This is a genomic window from Pseudomonas sp. S06B 330 (assembly GCF_002845275.2).
GTDB lineage: Bacteria > Pseudomonadota > Gammaproteobacteria > Pseudomonadales > Pseudomonadaceae > Aquipseudomonas.
Genome location: NZ_CP088149.1, coordinates 3,043,955 through 3,061,345 on the forward strand (window position 1 = coordinate 3,043,955; position 17,391 = coordinate 3,061,345).

At 61.0% G+C, this 17,391-nt stretch carries 15 protein-coding genes; 5 read left to right on the forward strand and 10 right to left on the reverse strand.

Features of this window, described 5'->3' with window-relative positions; translation table 11 throughout:
- Nucleotides 1–80: 80 nt before the first annotated feature.
- Nucleotides 81–647: an RBBP9/YdeN family alpha/beta hydrolase gene (locus tag CX511_RS13565; RefSeq protein ID WP_045185308.1), complete on the reverse strand. Its 567-nt coding sequence runs from the start codon at nt 645–647 to the stop codon at nt 81–83.
- 275 nt (nt 648–922) lie between these two features.
- Here CX511_RS13565 and CX511_RS13570 point away from each other — a divergent pair, with 275 nt between their 5' ends.
- On the forward strand, nt 923–1,933 hold the full coding sequence (locus CX511_RS13570; RefSeq protein WP_045185450.1) for an AraC family transcriptional regulator: 1,011 nt from the start codon (nt 923–925) through the stop codon (nt 1,931–1,933).
- A gap of 115 nt (nt 1,934–2,048) precedes the next feature.
- On the opposite strand, the gene CX511_RS13575 is transcribed toward CX511_RS13570, so the two are convergent.
- The 7 genes from CX511_RS13575 to CX511_RS13605 all read right to left on the reverse strand — a co-directional run bounded on the left by CX511_RS13575 (nt 2,049) and on the right by CX511_RS13605 (nt 8,423).
- Entirely contained in the window at nt 2,049–3,059 is a 1,011-nt protein-coding gene (locus CX511_RS13575) for a YeiH family protein (protein ID WP_045185309.1), read from the reverse strand.
- Complete coding sequence (locus CX511_RS13580; protein ID WP_045185311.1) at nt 3,056–3,382, reverse strand: Rieske (2Fe-2S) protein; 327 nt, start codon at nt 3,380–3,382, stop codon at nt 3,056–3,058. The genes CX511_RS13575 and CX511_RS13580 overlap by 4 nt, the downstream gene beginning before the upstream one ends.
- The gene (locus CX511_RS13585; protein WP_101293582.1) at nt 3,379–4,029 is read right to left on the reverse strand and encodes a DsbA family oxidoreductase; all 651 of its coding nucleotides are present in this window, start codon (nt 4,027–4,029) and stop codon (nt 3,379–3,381) included. Before CX511_RS13585 ends, CX511_RS13580 begins: the two co-directional genes overlap by 4 nt.
- Nucleotides 4,026–5,348 (reverse strand): MFS transporter, encoded by a 1,323-nt coding sequence (locus tag CX511_RS13590; protein WP_045185316.1) that lies wholly within the window; start codon nt 5,346–5,348, stop codon nt 4,026–4,028. The genes CX511_RS13585 and CX511_RS13590 overlap by 4 nt, the downstream gene beginning before the upstream one ends.
- A gap of 110 nt (nt 5,349–5,458) precedes the next feature.
- Complete coding sequence (locus tag CX511_RS13595) at nt 5,459–6,511, reverse strand: beta-keto acid cleavage family enzyme (RefSeq protein WP_045185318.1); 1,053 nt, start codon at nt 6,509–6,511, stop codon at nt 5,459–5,461.
- A gap of 69 nt (nt 6,512–6,580) precedes the next feature.
- Nucleotides 6,581–7,429, reverse strand: coding sequence for a TauD/TfdA dioxygenase family protein (locus tag CX511_RS13600; protein ID WP_045185320.1), 849 nt, complete (start codon nt 7,427–7,429; stop codon nt 6,581–6,583).
- Between the two features lie 13 nt (nt 7,430–7,442).
- Nucleotides 7,443–8,423: a quinone oxidoreductase family protein gene (locus CX511_RS13605; protein ID WP_045185323.1), complete on the reverse strand. Its 981-nt coding sequence runs from the start codon at nt 8,421–8,423 to the stop codon at nt 7,443–7,445.
- A gap of 195 nt (nt 8,424–8,618) precedes the next feature.
- Here CX511_RS13605 and pdxR point away from each other — a divergent pair, with 195 nt between their 5' ends.
- The 3 genes from pdxR to CX511_RS13620 all read left to right on the forward strand — a co-directional run bounded on the left by pdxR (nt 8,619) and on the right by CX511_RS13620 (nt 12,579).
- Nucleotides 8,619–10,118, forward strand: a complete 1,500-nt coding sequence (gene pdxR, locus CX511_RS13610; protein WP_101293581.1) for a MocR-like pyridoxine biosynthesis transcription factor PdxR — start codon at nt 8,619–8,621, stop codon at nt 10,116–10,118.
- Between the two features lie 107 nt (nt 10,119–10,225).
- A complete protein-coding gene (locus tag CX511_RS13615) occupies nt 10,226–11,278 on the forward strand; it encodes a sugar phosphate isomerase/epimerase family protein (RefSeq protein ID WP_045185328.1) in 1,053 nt (350 codons plus the stop codon).
- Between the two features lie 32 nt (nt 11,279–11,310).
- The gene (locus tag CX511_RS13620; protein ID WP_101293580.1) at nt 11,311–12,579 is read left to right on the forward strand and encodes an MFS transporter; all 1,269 of its coding nucleotides are present in this window, start codon (nt 11,311–11,313) and stop codon (nt 12,577–12,579) included.
- 525 nt (nt 12,580–13,104) lie between these two features.
- Here the strand turns inward: CX511_RS13620 and CX511_RS13625 are convergent.
- Nucleotides 13,105–15,006 (reverse strand): potassium transporter Kup, encoded by a 1,902-nt coding sequence (locus tag CX511_RS13625; RefSeq protein ID WP_045185334.1) that lies wholly within the window; start codon nt 15,004–15,006, stop codon nt 13,105–13,107.
- Nucleotides 15,007–15,143: 137 nt separating this feature from the next.
- Nucleotides 15,144–16,067 carry a LysR family transcriptional regulator gene (locus tag CX511_RS13630; RefSeq protein ID WP_045185337.1) on the reverse strand — a complete coding sequence of 308 codons (924 nt, stop codon included), beginning with the start codon at nt 16,065–16,067 and terminating at the stop codon, nt 15,144–15,146.
- Between the two features lie 157 nt (nt 16,068–16,224).
- Between CX511_RS13630 and CX511_RS13635 the strand changes: the two genes are divergently transcribed.
- The gene (locus CX511_RS13635; RefSeq protein ID WP_101293577.1) at nt 16,225–17,388 is read left to right on the forward strand and encodes an acyl-CoA dehydrogenase family protein; all 1,164 of its coding nucleotides are present in this window, start codon (nt 16,225–16,227) and stop codon (nt 17,386–17,388) included.
- Nucleotides 17,389–17,391: the final 3 nt, after the last annotated feature.

The window sequence follows — 17,391 nt, forward strand, 5'->3', positions numbered from 1 at the left end:
TGACTCCACGAATTGTTATTTTTGTTATCGCCGCCCGACTTGTGCGGGCGTTGGTCAAGCGTCCGTGCAGTGCTGCAGGATTATTGGTCGAGCTGGTGAATCAAGGTTTCGGCCAACGGCCAAGGGCCGAATCCGGAAGCCGGGTTGAGGTGGCCAACATTGCCCAGTTGCAACAGCTCGCTACCCCAGCCCTCGGCCATGGCCGCGACGGCACTGAGGCTTGCCAGGTGATCGTCGCTGCTGGCCGCAACGATGCTGGGAAATGGCAGTGTGGTGATCGGCAGCGGCGCCCAGCCATTGGCGCGCAAGGTATCCGGGCTTGGATAGGCGGCGGGCCACTGGGCCTGCAGATCTGGGGGGGCGGCCAGTAACGCGCCTTTGATCGGCCGGTCATAGCGTGCGGCCCAATGGGCGACCATCAGCACACCGGCGCTGTGCGCCACCAGCAGCACATCGCCGTCGATCTGCTCCAGCTCGCGCTGGATCGCTTCGACCCGGGCATTGCAATCAAGCCCGTTGACCTGCAGAGGAGGCACTGCGCGAACCTTGCTCAGGCGCGCCTGGAGCAGCGTCTGCCAATGCTCGGCGACATGGTCGCGCAGGCCAGGGACGATCAGAACAGTAGCGGCGGTATGCAATCTTTCCACGTCAGCACCTATGCTCAAGACATCTGCTCGCTGTGTCAGTCGAGCGTTTCGAGAGTCACAGTAATCACCCCTCCCCTGGGGTGCTTTACATTGAGCGTCAGTGACTTCACATTTGATGACAGCGCGACGGGCGCCCGTCAGGCGGGCGTGGGCCAAGTCTCCCGAGCGCTCATTAAGGTAGCGAAACCGGCTTTTCATTTGACGACACACAGGCTATAAAAAGCGACCCGCCGCAGAAGCGGGACGCCTAATGAGAATGCGTGGAAAACAATAAAATGACCGCCCTCGTCCGTGCTGCAAGCTTGACCAATTACCTCGAAGTCTCGCGCCACGTGGGGTTGAACCCCCATGCCTTGCTCGCCCAGGTCGGCCTCAGTGCCGCCTTGCTCGACGATCCCAATCAACGCCTTGCCGTTTCAAGCGTCATTAGCCTGCTGGAGGAATCCGCGCGGGTCAGTGGCTGTGAATCCTTTGGCCTGCGCATGGCTGAATTGCGCCAGCTTTCGGACTTTGGCGAGATCAGCCTGCTGCTCAGCCACCAGCGCACCTTGCGCGATGCCTTGCTGGTGATCGTGCAATACCGTCATCTGCTCAACGACGCCTTGGCCATCCATATCGAAGATGCGGGCAAAAGCGTGATCATCCGTGAAGAAGTGGTCAGTGATCTGCCGCACAGCAGCCGACAGGCCACCGAGCTTGCCATTGGTGTCATGCGCCGCCTGTGTGCGGCGGTTCTGGGCGCGCACTGGCATCCGATCAGTGCCAATTTCACCCACGCTGCCCCGGCGGACCTGGCCATTCACCGGCGGATTTTCGGTTGCAAACTGGTGTTTGGCAGCGAGTTCAATGGCATTGTCTGCGCCGCGGCTGACCTCGATGCCGCCAACCCACTGGCCAACGAAGCCATGGCGCGCCTGGCCCAGCGGTACCTGGACACTCTTCAGGCCAGCGGCAAACTGTCGTTGGAACTGGAAATGCGCAAAACCATCTACCTGCTGCTGCCTATGGGCCGGGCGACCATCGAACAGGTGGCACAAACCCAGGGCATGAACGTGCGCACCCTGCAGCGGCGCCTGGAAGAATGCGGGGTGACCTTCAGCGACCTGATCAACGGCGTACGTCGTGACCTGGTGATTCGGTACCTGGAAAACCCCAGCTATTCGCTGGGGCGGATTGCCGACATGCTGGGCTACTCGATGCCGAGTTCATTTACTCGCTGGTTTATTGCGCAGTTCGGCATGCCGCCGGCAACCTGGCGAGCCCAGCATGGCCGCGCTGAACCGTAGCCGCCGCCAGGCTGCGATCGGGCGTGAAACGGCCGTCATTCGGGCCCATTGTGGAGGCTGGATGACGACTGCTTCGCAGCCGATCGCAGCCTGGCGGCAGCGGCTACGGGAATTGTCAAAGCCCCCAATGCATCAGGGCTAGCACCAACAAGACAAGAAACACGGTCTCGCCCACCATCAGGGCAATCGGCTTGAAGCCCACCTTGGCCAGTTCCTTGAGCTGAGTCTTCATCCCCAGCGCACTGATCGCCACCACCAAGCACCAGCGCGACAGGTCATTGACCCCGCCCTGCACCACCGTTGGCACCCAGCCAGTACTGTTCAGGCAGGCCAGCAATACAAAGCCGACCGCGAACCAAGGCAACAAGGGTGGCCGTTGCCCGGTGGCGTCATCCCCTGCCCGTCGGGTAATCATCGCTGCAACGACAATCACCGGCAGCAACATCGCCACCCGCATCAACTTGACCACCGTGGCAATGTCGCCGGTCTCGGTCGACATGCTGTAGCCCGCGCCAACCACCTGCGCCACATCATGAATCGTGGCCCCGAGGAATACCCCAGCCTGAGGCGGTGAAAGCTGCAACCAACCGGCAATCATCGGATAAAGGATCATCGCCAGGGTCGACAGCGCCGACACGCCAATCACGGTGAACAACGTGGCATGTTCTTTCTGCTTGTGGTGCGGTAAGGCGGCAGCCAGTGCCAAGGCCGCCGACGCGCCACAGATGGCCGTTGCGCCGCCGGTGAGCATGCCGAACAAGCGATTGAAACCCATCGCCTTGGCCACCACCATCGACACACCGATGGTCACCGCAACAATGATGATTACCAGCGCCACCGGCTTCCAACCCAGGCTGGCGATCTGTTCCAGGGTGATGCGCATGCCTAACAACGCCACGCCCACGCGCAGCACGGTGCGCGCCGTAAACTCAATGCCGGCCTTGCAGCGACCGTCAACCGAGAGAAAATTCAAGGCCATGCCCAGCAACAGGGCGAAGAGCATCACCGGCGCATCATAATGCTCGCTAAGAAAGCTGGCCGCGCCAGCCGCAATCAGGCTGACGACAAAACCCGGCGCAAGCTCGCGCACGCGGTGGTTGACGGCGGCGATGGCAACAGTGCTCATTGGCCGGACTCCTCGGCATCGATAACGATAAACAGCTGCTCGCCCTGGCGCTCGACCGGGTAGTTGGCGACCTTGAGCTGGGTAGAATTGAGCAGGTACCCGCTGGCCAGGTCGAAACGCAGGCCATGGGCGCAACACTGGATCACACGCCCTTCCAGGCGTCCGCCACACAGGGAAGAGCCTTGGTGCGGGCAACTGTCATCAATGGCGTAAAACTGGTCGGCTACGTTGAACAGTGCCAGGCTCTTGTCCGCGAACTCCAGCAGTACACGGCCGCCACGCTCCGGCACCTTGGCCCCTGGCACAGGGTAGCGGTAACTCATGCCAGAACCGCCTCTGCCAGCGCCTCACGCATGGCCGCGAGCAACACCTCGGCCGGTTGCGCACCGACCACTTGCAGCTCATTGATGCGAAAACATGGCACGCCGTTTGTGGCGCCATCATCGGCCGTAACGAACGGGCTCGCATCGCCACGTAAACAGTCGGCGACTTGTGCCGGGCTCAAGCCACAGGCCTGGGCAATTTGCATCAAGGTAATCGGGTCGCCCAGGTCCTTGCCCTGCTCAAAGTAGGCCGCAAACAGCTGCCCCAACAGGGCGTCGACCTGCTCCGGCTTGCCCAGGGCGACGGCGCGCTGCAGCAAGCGATGGGCATCGGCGGTGTTGGGCATGCGGCTGATGCGGGAAAAATCGATCGTCACCCCTACCGCCTCGGCCGCCGCACGAACCTGGGCTTGACGCAGGCGTACGGCCTCGTCACTGCCCAGGCGCTTGCGATAGAACGCTTCGAACGGCTGACCGGTCCTGGCCATGTCCGGCAGCAGTTGCACCCCGCGCCAACGCAGGCTGACCTCAACCTGTGGTTGCTCCACGCGCAATTGCGCGAGCGCCTGCTGCAGTTGACGCTGGCCGATCAGGCACCAGGGGCAGATAAAGTCAAAAAATACATCAATGGACAACGCGTGTTTCACGGTTTTACCTCCTGAATCTGCGCCGCGCCTGGCGCTGTTTGCTGCAAGCCCTCTAAGCGGGCCATGTCGCTGTGGTAATGGCGCTTGGCAATAAAGAACACCGCGGCGGCGCCAATGCTGATCAGTGGCACCAGCTGGAACGCGGCATGCAGGCCGATCAGATCGGAAACCCGGCCAGTGATCAGCGGCCCCGTCGCCAGGCCCAACAGGTTGTTGGCCAGGGTCAAGGTGGCAAAGGCCGTGCCGTGTACGGAATAGTGCGTCAGGTTGGCAACCATGGCGCTCGAAGGGCCGTTGGTGCCCGCTGCAATCATCATCCCCAGGCAGATCAGCACCAGTTGCGCGGTACCCGATGGCAATGCAAAAGCCAGCGACAGCAGCAGGCAGCTACCCAGGCAATAGGCAATAGCCAAGCTGATTTTACGGTCCGGGCGCTGACGACCGAGGCGGTCGCAGAGCATGGCGCAGAGAATCATGCCGATGCCACTGCACAACACGATGATGGCGGCGACAACGCCAGCCTTATCGGTGCCCATGTCGTAGTAACGGTTCAGGTAGCTGGGCATCCACACAATCACCGTACCGCCGACAAACAACTGCAAGCCGCTGGCAACATAGGCGGCGATGACCGAACGACTGCCGTACAGGGTGTGCAGCGGGCGAGCAATCTTGCACGCGGCTTGAGCGGCGCGCTTGGGGGCGATTTTCGCTTCTTTGACAATCAACGGGTAGAGCAATGCCAGCAACAGGCCGAACAGGGCCATACCGGCAAACGCCCAACGCCAGCCAAAATGCTGGGCCATCACACCACCTAAGGCCATGCCCAGCACCGAGCCGAACATGCCGCCGGCCATGAAGGCCCCGGCCAAGGTCGCGCGCATGTCCCGGGGGAACACCGCGACCACCACGGCGATGCCGACACTGCCATAGGCAGCTTCGCCGACACCCACCAGAAAACGGGCGACAAACATCTGTTGGTAATTTTCTGCCAAGGCGCAGCCGAGGGTTGCCAGGCTCCAGAGCACGGCCATCAGCACCAGGCTCTTGATCCGGCCAAAACGGTCGGCCATCAGGGACAGCGGAAAGGTCAGCAGCCCAACCATCAGCGCAACGATACCGCTGAGCAGGCCCAACTGACTGTCACTCAGCGCCCATTCGCTCTTGAGCAACGGGAACACAGCATTAAGCACCTGCCGCGACATGTAGTCGGAGATCAGCAAGCCGAAGGTCAAGGCAAAGACAATCCAGGCATAACGCCGTGGAATGCCACGTGAAGTGTCGGCACCATCATCTGTGGCGCTGGCGATATAGGCGGCCATGCTGCCTCCTCTGATTGTCTGGCGTAAGTCTTGTTGTTATGAGAAGCCTGACTGACAGCGCAATGGACTGTGGCGGGTCGGCACCAGCGTGGTGGGCCGACCCTGCCCGGTCAGCCGCGCTGTGGCACACCCTTCTGGCCTGGCTGGCGGTTTGGCGCCATGCCGTTGGCTTTTAGGGTCTGTTCGATGCTGCTGTACTGCTCGCCGATGCGATAAATAGCGCGAGCTTCTTTACCGGTGGCAATTTCACGGCCCAACTCGTGGGCGACGCGCACAGTCTGCTGGATCTGCTGCACCGAGCCAAAGCGCTTGCCGTGCTGGTCAATGATAGTGTCTTCGTTGCCGCAACGTGGGTGCAGGCCCATGGCCAGGGCCATGGTGTTGAACGGCAGCACGTTCTTGAGCAGCGATTCGGCGGTCAAGGTGCAACCGTCTGGCGCGCGGTGAATGAAGTTGAAGAAGTTGAACGGGTTCGGGCCATCAAAGCCGCCGCCGATACCGATCCAGGTCAGGTTCAGCGGGCCCATGTAGTCGCCGCGACGCACGATGCGATCGAGGGTTTCCAGGGCATGCATGCCGGTGAGCTGGAAGTGCGGCTGGATGTTGCTCGCCTGCAGACGACGCAGGTGCTCGCGAACCCAGGCTGGGCCGGCCGGTACGGTCATTTCACTGTACGCCGCGTGAATCGCCGGGTGGGCCAGGGAGGTGCCTTCCAGGTATTCCGGATACAGCAGCTCCATGATGTTCATTTGTGTGGTGTTGATCGCCACCGTGACCTGATCAGGCTTGGGCGTCAGTTCGGCGAGCATGTGACGGGTGTCGTCACTGAGCCATTTGGCCGCTTCGCCATCGCTTTCCGGGGCGAAGGAGATCGAGCCACCGACCTGAATAATCATATCCGGCACCGCTTCGCGTACACCGGCAATCAGTTCGTTGAATTTGGACAGGCGTTTGGAGCCTTTGCCATCGAGTTCGCGCACATGCAAGTGGAGCACGGTGGCGCCCGCTTCATAGCAGTCAACGGCTTTCTGGACCTGTTCGTCCATGGTCAGCGGAATGTCTTCAGGGAAATCCTCAGGCATCCATTCCGGGCCATAAGGGGCGACGGTGATTACCACCTTTTCCATGTTTTCCGGGTGCAACGAATCGTCGAAGAATTGCATGCTTTGGTCCTCAGTCTTGTTATTGTCTTTTGTCCGCCAGGCAGCGGAGGGGTAATGCAGGTCGTGGTCTTAAAACGTGCGGTCGCCCTTGATCCCGGCGCGCTCCATCTTGCGGTGGCATGCGGGGTAATCCATGACCGCGTAGTGTTGAGTGCTGCGGTTGTCCCAAATCGCAATGCTGTTGGGCTTCCAGCGCCAACGCACCTGGTACTCAGGCAGGTACGCCTGGCTGATCAGGTAGCGCAACAGATCAGAGGCGCCGGGGTTGGCATCCTGGCCGAACCGCACCCGTTGTGGGGTGTGGTAGTTGCTGAAATGGGTGGTGAAGGCGTTGACGAACAGCACCTGTTCACCGGTCTCCGGATGAGTACGCACCACCGGGTGCTCGGCATCGGGGTACTGGGCCTTGAGCGCCAGGCGCTTTTCGATCGGCATGTTGGCACCGAAGCTGGCTTCAATGCTGTGCCGGGCGCGCAGGCCTTCAATCTTCTGTTTCACCTCATCCGGCAGGTTCTGGTATGCCAGGACCATGTTCGCCCACATGGTGTCACCACCCACGGGCGGGCACTCCACACAGCGCAACACACAGCCCATGGGCGGTGCGTCACGCCAGGTGGCGTCGGTGTGCCAGGCGTTCTCATAACGATCAGCTGGCTGGTCCGGGCGCTTGTAGATCTGCACCAGGCCCGGATGCTCCGGGTCGCTGCCGGCTACTGGATGGTCTTCCAGCTCACCAAAGCGCCGGGCAAATGCCACATGGTCGGCGCGGCTAATGTTCTGGTCACGCAAGAACAGCACTCGGTGCTTGAGCAATTGCGCACGGAGCTGCTCGAACAGATCATCATCGTGTACCGCATCGGCCAGGTTGACCCCGGACACTTCGGCGCCGATGGCACAGGTCAGTTGTTCGATGTGCATGCTACAGCCCTCTTCAGATGACGAAGATTGACGAACCGGTGGTTTTGCGCGCTTCCAGGTCACGGTGGGCCTGAACAGCATCCTGCAGGGCGTAGTGCTGGTTGATCTCGATCTTGATTCGGCCACTGCCGACGTGATCGAACAGCTCACCGGCAAGATCGGCCTTCTCCGCCGGGTCGGCGATATAGTCGGCCAGCGCCGGGCGGGTCATGAACAGCGAACCTTTCATGGCCAGCAGCTGCGGATCGAACGGCGGGATGGTGCCGGAGGCGGTACCAACGCAAACCATCAGGCCACGACGCTTGAGCGAGTCGAGCGACGCCATGAAGGTAGTCTTGCCAACACTGTCGAACACCACATTGACACCAACGCCGTCGGTCAACTCACGCACCCGCGAGGCCACATCTTCATGGCTGTAGTTGATGGTGTGGGTGCAACCATGGGCGCGAGCCACTTCAGCCTTCGCGTCAGTGGAGACCGTACCGATCACGTTGACGCCGAGCAGCTTGGCCCACTGCGAAACGATCAGGCCAACGCCACCGGCAGCGGCGTGCAGCAATACCGTGTCACCGGGCTTGAAGTCATACAGGCGGCGCATCAGGTAGGCCGAGGTCAGACCGCGCATGGTCATCGCCGCTGCGGTTTCGAAAGCGATGGTTTCCGGCAGTTTGATCAGTGCGGCGGCGCCGATCAGGCGTTCGTCGCAATAAGCCCCCAGCGTGTTGATAAAACCGGTGTAGGTCACACGGTCGCCAACCACGACGTTGGTCACCCCCTCCCCCACAGCCTGGACCACCCCGGCTGCCTCAACACCGATGCCGTTGGGCAGCGGGATCGGGTAAGTGCCGTTGCGGAAATAGGTGTCAGCGTAGTTCAGGCCAACTGCAACCTGGCGCAGGCGGACCTGGCCCGGGCCTGGGTCACCGACTTCGGCATCCTCATAACGCAAGACCTCAGGACCACCGCTTTCATAGAAACGTACGACTTTGGACATTCTTGTCACTCCAATCATCGATCTGGACGCATGGCGTCAGTTCAGGTTGATTGGACTCTATGCCCAACGCTTGCGGGGTGCTTCGCATCGGACGACAAGGGTTTTTCATTTGATGACAAACCCCGCGCCACTGGCCGCCTGCAAGGCTTTCTCGTACGATGGTTGACCCCAGTTCACCTTGCCAACGAGCCTCAGATGAAGTCCCCAGCCGGTTTGCTGTTTTCAGGTATTGAGCTGGATCGCGACAGTACCACCCCGCTTTATCGCCAGCTGTACTTGCAGATTCGCAAGCAGATTCTCACTGGGCGCCTCAAAGGGGGAATTCGTCTACCCTCAACGCGTACCCTCAGCCAGGAACTGAGCCTCTCGCGCATTACCCTGCTCAATGCCTTCGACCAGCTGATTGCCGAGGGTTTTCTGGTGTCGCGTACAGGCGCTGGCACCTTCGTGGGCGATGAATGGGAGCGCTCGGCCAGTGTCGAACCGCAGCCAGCGGTGCCACCAACGCTGTCGGACCTCAGTCAAACCATGCTGTCACTGCGCAGCGATCACTTTCGCGGGGTGTCCTATGCGCATTGCGGCGCCGACACGCCCACGTCGTTCTTGCCTAGCCATGGCGCGTTTGAAGCCTTTCCTCAAGTGGTATGGCGGCGCTTGCTCAACCGTCACGCGCAAAAGCCGAGCAAGGCCCTGCTCGGTTATGGCGAACTGCAAGGGTTGATCGAGCTGCGCCAGGCCATTGCCGAGTACGTCTTCGACGCCCGTGGCATCGACTGCTCCGCACAACAGGTAGTGATCGTCTCCGGAGCGCAACAAGCCTTCAACCTGCTGGCGATGCTGCTGCTCAATCCGGATGATCCGGTGTGGATGGAAGATCCCGGCCACATTGCCGCGCGGATTGCCTTCCAGGCCCACGGTTGCCAGGTGATACCGGTACGGATCGACGACCAGGGCATCAACGTCCAGCAAGGCATTGCTGACTGCCCGGATGCCCGCCTGGTGTTCACCACCCCCTCGCGTCAGCACCCCTTGGGGGTGACCCTCAGCCATGGCCGGCGCCTTGAACTGATCGACTGGGCAGCAGCCAACCAGCGCTGGATCATCGAAGACGATTGCGACAGTGAGCTGCGCTATAACGGTCGGCAATTGCCGGCGTTGTACGCCATGGACCAGCACGACCGGGTGATCTATGTCGGTACCTTCAGCAAGGTCCTGTTCCCGTCCCTGCGCCTGGGCTACGTGATTCTGCCCAATGCCCTGGTCGAGCCGTTCTGCACCATGCGCGCAGTGATGGACCGCAGCCCGCCGACCCTGCTGCAGGCGGTTACTGCCGAGTTTATGAGTGAAGGCCACTTCATCGGCCATATTCGCCGTATGCGAGCACTCTACCAGGCACGTCAGCAATGCCTGGTCGACGTGCTGCAACGACGCCTCGGCGATTTTTTACGGATCACCCCGGTGGATGCTGGCATGCACCTGATTGCCTGGCTGCCACCACAACTCGATGATCAGGAAGTGGCCCGGCAACTGGCGGTGCACGGCGTACACACCTACGCATTGAGCGACTACTGCCTGCAACGTTACCTGCCGCCAGCGTTGCTGATTGGCTTTGCCGGTACCGCGCAGGAACAGGCCGAGCAGAAAGTCGACGCCCTGGTCCAGGCGTTGCGGGCGATGGGGCTTTTATCCAAGTGAAGTCAGTGGCCTTATCATTTGATCCGTAATGGATCTATCGGGAGTTCCACGCCGGCGCGATAAAGAACACGCCGGTAGAACCGGTGCCCGCACCAGGAACGACTCGAATGAAAGCACTACAAGAACGCTTCGCTACGTTACTGAACCACAACGCGGACGGCGCTCCCGCGCCGCTGCTGACCCGCGAGTTGGCCACCCGCCTGCTCCAGCGCCTCGACCAGGCACGCCTGTTCGCCCACGCCTATCCGCTGCTGACCAACCTCACCTACGGTGGCCTGACGCCTTTCGACCTGCTCGACTTTGCCTATCGCCATGAATTGGCAGGGCTGAGCCTGCACATGCTCGATGGCGAACACAACAGCCTGTCGCAAATGGATGCTGCACAGCTGCATGCCTTTGCCGCCAAGGCCCGCGCCTTGCAGCTGGATGTGCACCTGGAGATCAGCAGCACGCTCAAGGCTGATGTCGATGCGGCCATCGCCGTGGCCAAGGCCATTGGCACCCGCAACATCCGCGTGTACTCGCGCTACGAAGGCCAACTGTCTCAGGTAATGGACCGCATCAGCGGCGACTTGTTGTACCTGGGCCAACAAGCCGATGCCCATGACCTGCATTTCGATTTCGAGCAGCACGAGGAGCTCAAAAGCGACGAAATCGCGCAACTGCTCCGCCAGGCCAACCACCCGCGCCTGCATGCCCTGTTTGACTTTGGCAACATGATCAATGCTTGTGAGCAACCCCTGCAGGCCCTCGCCAACCTTGCCCCGCACATCCGTCAGACCCACCTCAAAGGTGTTCGCGTGGTTGCCGAAGAACAAGGGTTTGGCCACTACGGTGTGCTTCAGGGTAGCGTCGAAGACGATCTGCCCAGCGCACGCATGCTGTTTGAATTGCTGATGCTCGGCGAACAGCAACCGCAGGTGATCGCCTTCATCCTCGAACAGGAAAACCACTACGTTGCCCCGGCCTTCCGCCAGAGCAACGAAGCTGCCGATCCCTTCATCGCCTACCGGGAAATGAGCGAAACGCCACTGCCTGCAGGTTTCACCCTGGAGCAAATGCTGGCAGGTGAACAGCGTTGGGCCAACAACCAGGTGACCTACGTGAAGACCCTGCTGGCCGAACTGCGCACCCTTGCCGAGCTGACCCTGGCCGCCTGAACGCTACTACCCATCACGCCTGGAGAATAACAATGACCGTGCAAGACAAGGCCAAATGGTTCAAATTCCTGATCCTCATCCTCGGTGGCGGCACCATCTACAAGCTCGCCAACCTCAAAGACGCCTTCTATGTGCCGATGCAGGAGTTCATGGGGCTGTCCCATACCCAGATCGGCCTGTTGCTCAGTGCCAATGCCATCATCGCCACCGGGCTGTTCGTGGTGGGCGGCGTACTTGCCGACCGCTTTGACACCCGCAAACTGATCCCCCTGGGCCTGCTCGGCACCGGTGCGCTGGGCCTGTACCTGGCGACCTTCCCGCCGTTCAACAGCCTGATGATCGTGTTCTGCTTGCTGGCAGTCTGCGCCGACTGCATCTACTGGCCGGCGCTGCTCAAGGCCATTCGTGGTTTGGGCGATGACAAAGAGCAAGGCCGCCTGTTCGGCCTGCTCGAAGGTGGGCGTGGGGTGATCGACACGCTGGTAGCCTTCTCGGCCCTGGGCGTGTTCATTGCCATGGGCGCTGCCGAAGCGGGCCTGAAGGCCGCGATTGTGTTCTACTCGGTCATCGACATCGCTGCCGGGGTCCTGACCTGGTTCCTGCTCAAGGGCACACAGGCCAGCCAACCCGTCATCTCGAGGAAAAACCCACTGTCGAACCTGATGGAAGCCATCAAGGTACCGGCCATCTGGGTGGTCAGCTGCAACGTGTTCATGGTTTACATCGTCTACTGCGGGCTGACCTACTTCATCCCCTACCTCAAGGAAGTCTATGGCTTGCCGGTGGCCCTGGTCGGCGCGTACGGCATCATCAACCAATACATGCTGAAGATCCTTGGCGGCCCTGCCGGAGGCTTCCTTGCCGACAAACAGTTCAAGAGCCCCAGCCGCTATATGAAATGGGCATTTCTGGCACTGCTGCCGCTGATGGTGATCATCCTGATGGTGCCCAAGAGCCCGGGATACATCTACGCCGGCATGGCAGCCACACTGTCCTTTGCCTTTATCGTGTTTTCCATGCGCGGGGTGTTCTGGGCGCCAATGGGTGAAGTGGGGATTGCCCCGCACATCACCGGGTCGGCCTTCGGTATCGGTTGTTTGATTGGCTATGCGCCGGGGATGTTCGCCTATGTCGGCTATGGTGCGCTGCTTGACCACTTCCCGGGCCAGCAGGGCTACAACTATGTGTTCATCGCCATGATGGTGCTGGCCGTGATTGGTTTTGTGGTCGCCAGCCTGATGCACAGGCTGGTGCGTAACAATGCGCAACTTGCGGCGACGGCACAGCCAGCGGTGAACTGACGCGCTCGGCACTATCGATCGCCGCTGCCGCCAGGCTGCGATCGGGCGTGAAACGGTCGCAAAGCCTGGCCACCGCGATTCATCCAGCCCAACAAGGTGTCCGATTTGCGACTGCCCTGCAGTCGACCACAACTGATGCCCTCGTAGCCGCTGCCGCCAGGCTGCGATCGGGCGTGAAACGGCCGCAAAATCTGGCAACCGCGATTCGTCCGGCCCAACAAGGTGTCCGATTTGCGACTGCCCTGCAGTCGATCGCAGCCTTACGGCAGCGGCTACAGCTGCTGCCGTAAGGCTGCGATCGGGCATGAAACGGCCGCAAAACCTGGCCACCGCGATTCATCCAGCCCAACGAGGTGTCCTGCAGTCGATCCCAGCTGATGCCCTCGTAGCCGCTGCCGCCAGGCTGCGATCGGGCGTGAAACGGCCGTAAAACCTGGCAACCGCGATTCATCCAGCCCAACAAGGTGTCCGATTTGCGACTGCCCTGCAGTCGATCCCAGCCTCGTGCCTCGGCAGCAGCTCTACCTACATTTCCACTTGCGTACCCAGCTCAATCACCCGATTGAGCGGCAAGTTGAAATACTTAAGGTTGCTGTTGGCGTTCTTGAGCAAGAACGCGAACAACCCTTCTCGCCAACGCGCCATGCCAATGCGCTTGGTCGGGATGACCGTCTCGCGGCTAAGGAAATAGGTAGTGCCCATCGGGCTGAAATCCAGCGCCGGCACATGGCACAACTGCAGCGCGGTCGGCACGTCAGGCTCTTCGATAAAGCCGAAGTTAAGGTGGACCCGGTAAAACCCATCGCCAAAGTCCTCAACCTCAAAACGCTCAGACAGCGGCACCCGTGGTCGATCCTGCGACACCACGGTCAACAGCACTACCCGCTCATGCAGCACCTGGTTGTGCAACAGGTTGTGCAACAACGCATGAGGCACGGCGTCGGAGCGCGCGGTCAGGAACACCGCCGTACCCTGCACGCGATATGGCGGCTGCGAGGCGATGCTGGCGATAAACAGCGGCAGCGGCAAGGCCGACTCGTCCAGGCGCTCGACGATGATCTTGCGTCCGCGCTTCCAGGTGGTCATGAGGATAAACAAGGCGATACCGGCAATCACCGGGAACGCACCACCCTGGAAGATCTTCGGCGCATTGGCGGCAAAGTACAGGCTGTCGACCAGCAAGAAACCAAGCAACAGCGGCACCGCCAGCCAGCGCGGGGTCTTCCACAGCAGCAGGACCACCGCCGCCGAGAGCAAGGTGGTAATCAACATGGTGCCGGTCACCGCCACACCATAGGCCGCGGCCAGCGCACCAGACGACTCGAAACCGAGCACCAGCAGGACCACGCCCACCATCAGCGCCCAATTCACCGTGCCGATATAGATCTGCCCCTGCTCCTGGCTGGAGGTGTGCTGAATGAACATCCGTGGCACATAGCCCAGCTGGATGGCCTGGCGGGTCAGCGAGAATGCGCCGGAGATCACCGCCTGCGAGGCAATGATGGTGGCCAGGGTGGCGAGCCCGACCATCGGCAGCAAGGCCCAGGTCGGTGCCAGTAGGTAGAACGGATTGCGCACCGCCTCGGGGTTGCCAAGAATCAGCGCGCCCTGGCCGAAGTAGTTCAGCACCAGGCCGGGCAACACCAGCACAATCCAGGCGCGGGCAATGGGCTTGCGGCCAAAGTGGCCCATGTCGGCATACAGCGCTTCGGCACCGGTCAGGGCCAACACCACCGCGCCCAGAATGGCCACACCGATGCCAGGATGCACCACAAAGAACTGCACCGCCCAGGCAGGATTGAGCGCCAGCAGCACCTCGGGACGCTGGGCGATGCCATAGACACCCAGTGCGCCCAGCACGGTGAACCACAGCACCATCACCGGCCCAAACAGGGTGCCGATGCGGGCGGTGCCGTGCTTCTGAATCAAAAACAGCGCCACCAGCACCACCAGCGCAATGGGTACAACCCAATGGTCAATGCCATCGAAGGCCAGCTGCAGGCCCTCCACCGCCGAAAGTACTGAGATCGCCGGGGTAATCATGCTGTCGCCATAGAACAGCGCCGCGCCGAACAAACCAAGCAGCACCAGTACCCGGCTCAAGCGCGGATACGGCGCAGCTGCACGCCGTGCCAGCGCGGTCAGGGCCATGATGCCGCCTTCGCCCTGGTTGTCGGCGCGCAACACAAACAGCACGTACTTGATGGTCACTACCCAAATCAGTGACCAGAACACCAGCGACAAAATGCCGAGCACACCGTCATGGTTGGCCTGCACGCCATAGTGGCCGGCGAAGACTTCCTTCAGGGTGTACAGCGGGCTGGTGCCGATATCGCCATAGACCACACCGACGGCGGCGATAAGCAAGCTGATTGACGAGGTTTTTGCGGGGGCATGGCTAGCGGCGTGGGAGGCGGATGAGCTCACAATATGACTTCTCGAATACGCAAGGCCTGAAAACAGCTGCCGAGCAGCGCATATTCGCTGCTGGGACAGTCAGGAAGTTACGCCGCCAGTATCCTTGCTCGTCCGCCACGACGGCGTAAAAAGTGCGTAAAAAAACGCTAGAGCATGTAACCCGCCCAGATGCGTCGTTCGACCAGGTCGGCAGCGATCTCAGTGAAGGTTTCACCGACAAATTTGGCCGCCGGGCTGATCCTGCGGTCGGCCGCAAACACCTGCACCAACTTGCGCATCGGCGTCGGGTCAACCAACGGTGCGGCGCACAGCGTGCCGCTTTCCAGTTGGCTGTAGATCGAGGCCAGCGGCAGTGCAGTGAGGCCGAACCCATGACGCACCAGGTCAACCATTGCGCCAAATGCGTCCGCTTCAACGCTGGTGCGCAAACTGATGCCAACTTCTCGCGCACAGCCATCAAGGATCGTGCGTAAACCGTGGCGAGCGCTGGGCAGCACCAGTGCCTGTTCCGCCAGGCTGCTGAATGCCACTGGTGTGTCCAGGCGCAGCCCGGCTTGCGGCGGGCCGACCAGTACCAGGTTTTCCATCATCACCGGGACGATACGCAGGGTGTGCAGTGGCTGAGGGTCATAGGAGATTGCCAGCTCAAGTTCACCGCGCTGCACCCAGTCAAGCAGGTAGCCGCTGTAGGCCGAGGAAAAACGGATCCCCAGGTTCGGTTGTGCTTCGCGCAACCGGCGTACCAGCGGTACGGTGGCGATTTCGGCAACGGTGGGCGTGGTACCGATCACCACGGTGCCGCGAAACAGCGTACGCCCCCCTACCGCAGCACTGCGTATCGACTCCATCTCATCCATGATCCGCGTGGCATGGGCCAGTACCTCGCGGCCCATCTCGGTGATTTGCATGCCGCGGCCATGGCGTTCAAACAGGTACACGCCCAGCTCCTTTTCCAATTGCCGGATCTGCCGACTGAGGGCAGGTTGGGCAATGTGCAGGCGGTCGGAGGCCTTGCTCAAGCTGCCCAGCTCAGCAACGTGAATCAGGGTTTTGAGTTGAACAACATCCATGGGCTGCCCCGTCTGATGAGTAGCTGCATTAACGGGCGAGTGTAACCTGCGCCAGCAGCTATGCCCAATCGGCATATCTCAAAGAGAAAAACGGTAGTCCTCCTCCCTCCTCCATCACGCCAGAATGGACGAAAACACAACGGCCGGGACTCCAACAATGACTGATCGCAACGACGAAGCACTCATCGCCATACGAGAGGGTGTGCGCGCCCTGTGTGCCGACTTCCCTGCCCAATACTGGCGCAAGATCGATGAGCACAAAGGCTTCCCGGAAGCCTTTGTCAGCGCCATGACCGCTGCGGGCTGGTTGTCGGCGATGATCCCCGAAGCCTACGGCGGCTCGGGGCTGGGCCTGGCTGAAGCGTCGGTGATCCTCGAAGAGGTCAACCATTGCGGCGGCAACTCCGGGACCATCCACGGCCAGATGTACAACATGTTCACCCTGCTGCGCCACGGCAGCGACGCGCAGAAGCGTTACTACCTGCCCAAGCTTGCCAGTGGTGAACTGCGCCTGCAGTCGATGGGGGTCACCGAGCCGACCACCGGGACCGACACCACCAAAATCAAGACCACCGCCGTGCGCGAGGGTGACCACTATGTGATCAACGGCCAGAAAGTCTGGATCTCACGGGTCCAGCATTCCGACCTGATGATCCTCCTGGCCCGCACCACCCCCTTGGCCGAGGTACAGAAAAAATCCGAAGGCATGTCGATCTTCCTCGTTGACCTGCGCGAAGCCATTGGCAACGGCCTGACCGTGCAACCGATCGCCAACATGGTCAACCACGAAACCAACGAGCTGTTCTTTGACAACCTGCGCATCCCAGCCAGCAGCCTGATCGGTGAAGAAGGCAAAGGCTTCAAGTACATCCTCGACGGCCTGAATGCCGAACGCACCCTGATTGCCGCTGAGTGCATCGGTGACGGCCGATGGTTCATCGAGAAGTCCAGCCAGTACGCCAGGGACCGCGTGGTGTTCGGGCGGCCAATCGGCCAGAACCAGGGCGTGCAGTTTCCAATTGCCCAAGCGCATATCGAAATCGAGGCCGCTGACCTGATGCGCTGGCGTGCCTGTGCCGAATACGACAGCGGCAAGAACGCCGGTGCCGCCGCCAACATGGCCAAGTACCTGGCGGCCAAGGCCAGTTGGGAAGCGGCCAACGCCTGCCTGCAAACCCATGGTGGCTTCGGTTTTGCCAATGAATACGATGTCGAGCGCAAGTTCCGTGAGACCCGCCTGTACCAGGTCGCACCGATTTCCACCAACTTGATCCTGTCATACGTGGCCGAGCACCTGCTGGAGCTGCCACGTTCGTTCTAGGTT

Excerpts from the sequence above, each read along its gene's own strand:
- CX511_RS13570 (WP_045185450.1), top strand. The coding sequence starts at position 923 with ATGACCGCCCTCGTCCGTGCTGCAAGCTTGACCAATTACCTCGAAGTC.
- CX511_RS13575 (WP_045185309.1), bottom strand. The coding sequence starts at position 3,059 with ATGAGCACTGTTGCCATCGCCGCCGTCAACCACCGCGTGCGCGAGCTT.
- CX511_RS13580 (WP_045185311.1), bottom strand. The coding sequence starts at position 3,382 with ATGAGTTACCGCTACCCTGTGCCAGGGGCCAAGGTGCCGGAGCGTGGC.
- CX511_RS13590 (WP_045185316.1), bottom strand. The coding sequence starts at position 5,348 with ATGGCCGCCTATATCGCCAGCGCCACAGATGATGGTGCCGACACTTCA.
- CX511_RS13595 (WP_045185318.1), bottom strand. The coding sequence starts at position 6,511 with ATGCAATTCTTCGACGATTCGTTGCACCCGGAAAACATGGAAAAGGTG.
- CX511_RS13600 (WP_045185320.1), bottom strand. The coding sequence starts at position 7,429 with ATGCACATCGAACAACTGACCTGTGCCATCGGCGCCGAAGTGTCCGGG.
- CX511_RS13605 (WP_045185323.1), bottom strand. The coding sequence starts at position 8,423 with ATGTCCAAAGTCGTACGTTTCTATGAAAGCGGTGGTCCTGAGGTCTTG.
- pdxR (WP_101293581.1), top strand. The coding sequence starts at position 8,619 with ATGAAGTCCCCAGCCGGTTTGCTGTTTTCAGGTATTGAGCTGGATCGC.
- CX511_RS13615 (WP_045185328.1), top strand. The coding sequence starts at position 10,226 with ATGAAAGCACTACAAGAACGCTTCGCTACGTTACTGAACCACAACGCG.
- CX511_RS13620 (WP_101293580.1), top strand. The coding sequence starts at position 11,311 with ATGACCGTGCAAGACAAGGCCAAATGGTTCAAATTCCTGATCCTCATC.
- CX511_RS13630 (WP_045185337.1), bottom strand. The coding sequence starts at position 16,067 with ATGGATGTTGTTCAACTCAAAACCCTGATTCACGTTGCTGAGCTGGGC.
- CX511_RS13635 (WP_101293577.1), top strand. The coding sequence starts at position 16,225 with ATGACTGATCGCAACGACGAAGCACTCATCGCCATACGAGAGGGTGTG.